This is a genomic window from Rothia sp. HMSC068F09, from assembly GCF_001812775.1.
Lineage (GTDB): Bacteria > Actinomycetota > Actinomycetes > Actinomycetales > Micrococcaceae > Rothia > Rothia mucilaginosa_A.
In genome coordinates this window covers 5,476-6,180 of the sequence record NZ_KV810428.1, presented here as the reverse complement: position 1 = coordinate 6,180, position 705 = coordinate 5,476, and the positions used below count along the sequence as shown (strand labels likewise).

Below are 705 nucleotides of genomic sequence, written 5' to 3'. Positions count from 1 at the left end.
ACCGTTGAAGCAGTGGTGCAGGCTGTACCGTGAGGGTGGCGCGCAGGCGCTTAAGCCTAAGCCCAAGGGCAGGCCGAAGGGGTCGGTGCGGGTGTTGCCGCCAACGCGTGAGGAGGAACTTGCCGAGCGTGTGCGCAAGCTTGAGGCGCAGGTGGTGTACCTAAAAAAATCGATTGCCCTGAAGGCGTACAGGCGCTCCCAAACCGGGACAAAGCCCTAGTGGTCGCTGAGCTTTCAGGGCGCGGACATGCGGTGTGCGATCTCCTCAAGGCCGCCGGTCTTGCCAGGTCGAGCTACTACTACGCGCTGGCTCACCCCCAGCAGCCAACCAGAGTACAGCTACGTCCCAAGGTCGCCCAAATCTTTTCGCGAACCCCCAACGGGTGCGGTCACAGGCAGGTAGCTATGTGCCTGCGCGCTGAGGAAGGGGTGCGCATTGCCGATAAGACGGTTTTGAAGATGATGCGCGAGATGGGGCTGCGCTGCGGTATACGCCGTGAGAGGGCCTACCACAGGTACAACTCCTACAAGGGGGACGTGGGGCAAAGTTTCGCCAACATCATCGGTCGCGACTTCACGGCGACTGGTCCTTGGCAGAAGTTGGGTACCGATGTTACCGAGTTTAAGCTCTCCTTTGGTAAGGCCTACCTCGCTCCGGTGTACGACTTTGCCAGTAAAGAGATTGTTGCCCATTCCATCTCGATG

2 protein-coding genes are annotated in these 705 nt (G+C 59.7%); both read left to right on the top strand.

Annotated features, from left to right (window positions below; genetic code table 11):
• The coding region (locus HMPREF2874_RS09525; protein WP_246823786.1) for a helix-turn-helix domain-containing protein at positions 1–220 on the top strand (220 nt) is incomplete at its 5' end.
• The coding region (locus tag HMPREF2874_RS06280) for an IS3 family transposase (protein WP_141754238.1) at positions 220–705 on the top strand (486 nt) is incomplete at its 3' end. The genes HMPREF2874_RS09525 and HMPREF2874_RS06280, both read left to right, overlap by 1 nt.